Source organism: uncultured Romboutsia sp., from assembly GCF_958366745.1.
In the GTDB taxonomy this organism is placed as follows: Bacteria; Bacillota; Clostridia; order Peptostreptococcales; family Peptostreptococcaceae; genus Romboutsia; species Romboutsia timonensis.
Genome location: NZ_CATXCO010000204.1, coordinates 1 through 4,251 on the forward strand (window position 1 = coordinate 1; position 4,251 = coordinate 4,251).

The 4,251-nt window shown below is 26.9% G+C and carries 4 protein-coding genes; all 4 read right to left on the reverse strand.

Going from position 1 to position 4,251, the window contains the following annotated elements; all coding sequences use genetic code 11:
* Positions 1-972: DNA topoisomerase (locus Q5F54_RS11220; RefSeq protein ID WP_302334444.1), on the reverse strand; the 972-nt coding region annotated here is incomplete at its 3' end.
* 26 nt (positions 973-998) lie between these two features.
* Entirely contained in the window at positions 999-2,099 is a 1,101-nt protein-coding gene (dprA, locus tag Q5F54_RS11225; RefSeq protein ID WP_281538199.1) for a DNA-processing protein DprA, read from the reverse strand.
* A 3-nt stretch (positions 2,100-2,102) separates the two neighbouring features.
* Positions 2,103-3,647: a YifB family Mg chelatase-like AAA ATPase gene (locus Q5F54_RS11230; protein ID WP_281538200.1), complete on the reverse strand. Its 1,545-nt coding sequence runs from the start codon at positions 3,645-3,647 to the stop codon at positions 2,103-2,105.
* Between the two features lie 12 nt (positions 3,648-3,659).
* Positions 3,660-4,004, reverse strand: a complete 345-nt coding sequence (locus Q5F54_RS11235) for a YraN family protein (RefSeq protein WP_281538201.1) — start codon at positions 4,002-4,004, stop codon at positions 3,660-3,662.
* Between the last annotated feature and the right edge of the window lie 247 nt (positions 4,005-4,251).

Consider the following 4,251-nt stretch of genomic DNA (forward strand, 5'->3'; position numbering starts at 1 on the left):
TAATGCTTCTAATATATATTCTTTTGATTTCTCTTTTGCTTCTTCTGATATTCTTTTAGAATCTGTTCTTATGTATGATATAAGACCCACTGTACCTTCATTTTCAATATCAATACCTTCATATAGCTCTTGTGCTATACTCATTGTTTTCTTAGTGGTAAAAGATAGTCTGTTTGCTGCTTCTTGTTGCAGCATACTTGTTGTAAAAGGTTTAGGAGCTGATTTTCTCCTAGTTCTTGCTTCTATTGAATTTACTACTATCTCTTTATCCTTTATATCATCTAAAATAGAGTTTACTATTTCTTCATTTGGTAATTCCATTTTATCTTTAGATCTACCATAAAACTTTAAACTAATATCCTCATCTTTAGAAGTTTTAGCCTCTACATCTATTGTCCAATATTCATCTGGTATAAATGCTTCTATTTCTTTTTCTCTATCACATATTAACTTAGTTGTTACAGATTGAACTCTACCGGCACTTAATCCTTTTCTAACTTTTTGCCAAAGTATCGGGCTTATTTGGTATCCAAGAAGTCTATCTAAAACCCTCCTTGCTTGTTGTGCATCAACTAAATTTATATCTATGTTCCTTGGACTTTTAATAGCTTTTTTTATAGCATCTTTTGTTATCTCATTAAATTCTATTCTACATTCATCATTTTGATCCAATCCTAAAATATAAGCTAAGTGCCATGATATAGCTTCTCCCTCTCTATCTGGGTCGGTAGCTAAATAAACTTTCTTAGATTTCTTAGCTTCCTTTTTTAGCTCTTTTATTAAATCACCTTTTCCTCGTATATTTATATACTGTGGCTCAAAATTATTTTCTATATCAACACCTAATTTACTTTTAGGTAAATCTCTTACATGTCCTACAGAAGCTTTTACAGTATAGTGACTTTTTCCTAGAAATTTTTCTATTGTTTTAGCTTTTGCAGGAGATTCCACGATGACTAATGTTTTTGCCATTAACGACACACCCCCACTTATTTTCTTTATATATTTAAACTGTATACTTGATTATTCATCTCTATTAATAAATCTTTAAGTACTAGTTCATTTAAGATTGCGTTTATATATTTTACTTCCATTTTAGTATTATCACAAATTTCATCTATATTCAATATACCATTATCTTTTATTAGTTCTAATATTTCAATACTTTTTTCATTCAATTTAATATTATCATATTTTTTAGAATTTTCTGTATAATAATTCCTGTCAATTTGGTATTCATTTAATATGTCTTCCACACTATGAATTAATGTTGCTCCTTCTTTTATTATTTTATGGCATCCTTCACTCATACATGAGTTTATATTGCCCGGAATAGAAAAAACGTTTTTGCCTTGGTCTAATGCATACTCAACAGTAATTAATGCACCACTTTTTTTAGCTGCCTCAACTACTATAACACCATCACTTATCCCACTCAATATTCTATTTCTATGAACATAATTGCTAGGATAAACAGCACTTCCAATATTATATTCAGACAATATCAAACCACCATCATCCAATATTTTTTGAGCTAATTTAATATTTCGTCTTGGTAATATATTATCTAAAGGAGACCCAATTACTGCCACGGTTTTGCCTTTACCTTCTAAGCATCCTATATGGCTATAAGTATCTATTCCTATAGCTAGTCCACTTATAATATTTATACCTACATCTGACAAACTTTTACTTATATTTTTGGCACAATTAATCCCATACTGAGTACACTTCCTAGAACCTACCATTGCCAAATTAATATTATTTTTTAATACATCTAAATTTCCCTTATAAAATAATATTTTAGGTGCATCATATATGTGTTTCAAATTAGATGGATATGATTCATCATAAATACTAACATATTTTATAAATTTTTTCTCAAGATTTGACTTTATTTCCTCTAAATAAGTTAGACTTTTATATTTTACTATATTTTCCTTAATATTTGTATTTATATTTTTTAAATTATATATTTCCTTATCACTAAAGTTAATTAAATCTTTAATATCTATGTTATTTGACTCTATTTGATTTATATTATTATTTGTTACTCCCTCTATAGACTTTAGCCACAAATAAGCATCATTAATATTCATAAATCACCTCTGTTCAAAATATTTATAATAAGTTTTTCTAAAAGAAAAAGCTTCTACTATGTGATTAGATTTTATAGTATTCTCTCCATCTAAATCTGCTATTGTTCTTGCAACTTTTAATAATTTCATATAACTTCTATTACTTAATTTATATTTATTAAATATTAAGTTGATAGTTTCTGATCCTTCATCATTTAATTTGCAATACTCATTTACCATTGAAGAATTCATTTCATCATTAGTTTTTATATTATAATTTTTGAATCTAGTTTGTTGTATATATCTTGCACTTTGAACTCTTTTTCTTATATCATGAGACGTTTCAGATTTTGTATTTATAAACTCTTTATATGGTATTGAATTTACCTCTACAAATAAATCAAATCTGTCTAATAATGGTCCAGATATTTTGTTTATATATCTGTCTATTTCATATGTTTTACACCTACATTCATTTTCTGACATATGATATCCACATGGACATGGATTCATTGCACCTACTAGTAAGAAATTGCATGGATATTCAAAATTATATTTTATTCTAGATATATTTATAATCTTATCCTCTATAGGTTGTCTCAACGTTTCTAATATTTTTCTATCAAATTCAGCTATTTCATCTAAAAACAGTATACCTCTATGAGCCAATACAACCTCTCCTGGCTTTGCATCAATTCCTCCACCTATCATAGCTTGCTTTGTAGATGTATGATGCGGTGATCTAAATGGCCTTTTATCTATAATACCTTTTTGATTATCTATTAATCCTATCGAGCTATAAATTTTACTAACTTCTAACATCTCTTCCTTATTTATATCTGGAAGTATTGTCCTTATTCTTTTTGCTATCATAGTTTTTCCAGAACCTGGAGGGCCTATCATTAACATATTATGATTACCTGCTGCAGCTATTTCAGCACTTCTCTTTACAAAATAATTTCCAGATACATCACAAAAATCTTCTTCATATTCGTTTTGACTTTTTTCTTTTTTGTTTATATTAATATCCTCAATAATAGACTCTTTACATATATCTAAACTTCCATTTAAAAAGTCTATGCATTGATTTAAACTCTTTACGGGTATAATATCTATACCATCTATAAATAATCCTTCTAAAAAGTTATCATATGGTAAAAATAATCTTTTTATATTACACTCCTTAGCCCCTATTATAATTGGAAGTATTCCCCTTACCTTTTGAAGCTTTCCATCTAAAGAAAGTTCTCCTATAAACATACTTTCATTTAAGTATCCATCATCTTTTCTTATAAATTCTCTTAAAATTCCTATAGATATAGCTAAATCAAGAAAAGACCCTTCTTTTTTCATATCTGCAGGTGATAAATTTACAACTATTCTAGAGTTAGGAAATCTGTATCCACTATTTATTATTGCTGATTTTACACGTTCCCTAGACTCTTTTATTTCAGTACTAGCTAAACCTACTATATTAAATGAAGGAATCCCATTAGTTATATCTATTTCTATCTTTATTAGATAACCATTTATTCCTATTAAATTACTAGAATTTATTATACTAAGCATATGCACTCCTTTCTAGAAAGCATTTACTATATGATTTATCTTCTTATCTTTTAAATATATTTCTATAACATCAAATCTTATCGGTACATTATTTAAATTATTTTTTAAGATATAATATTTAGCTGTATTTACTATTTTTCTAATTTTTCTACAATCTACAGCTTCTGATGGATAACCAAACTTTATGTTAGTTCTTGACTTAACTTCTATAAATACTAATTCATCATTAATTTCAGCTATTATATCTATTTCTCCACTATTTATTCTATAATTAGTTTCTAAAATATTTGCCTTATTATCTATTAGATATTTTAATGCTATCATTTCACCAGCTCTACCTTTTTGAATATTATTCATAAGTATCTCCTATGTACTTTTTTGTAAGTATTGTCCCTAATATTCATTTTATATACATTTTTTCCTTTTATAATTGAATTTTTTTTATTGAATTATTAAAATCACTATATAGGGGGAATGTTTAATGGGAAGATGTGATAAAAAAAAGAAAAGAAGTAGAAGAAAAAAGAAGTTTAAAATAGTAGGATTATATAAAATGGACCCTTTGTCAAGGACACTAGAAAAAAAGGGTTATTAAGAAGTTGCT

Excerpts from the sequence above, each read along its gene's own strand:
- Q5F54_RS11235 (WP_281538201.1), bottom strand. The coding sequence starts at position 4,004 with ATGAATAATATTCAAAAAGGTAGAGCTGGTGAAATGATAGCATTAAAA.
- Q5F54_RS11230 (WP_281538200.1), bottom strand. The coding sequence starts at position 3,647 with ATGCTTAGTATAATAAATTCTAGTAATTTAATAGGAATAAATGGTTAT.
- dprA (WP_281538199.1), bottom strand. The coding sequence starts at position 2,099 with ATGAATATTAATGATGCTTATTTGTGGCTAAAGTCTATAGAGGGAGTA.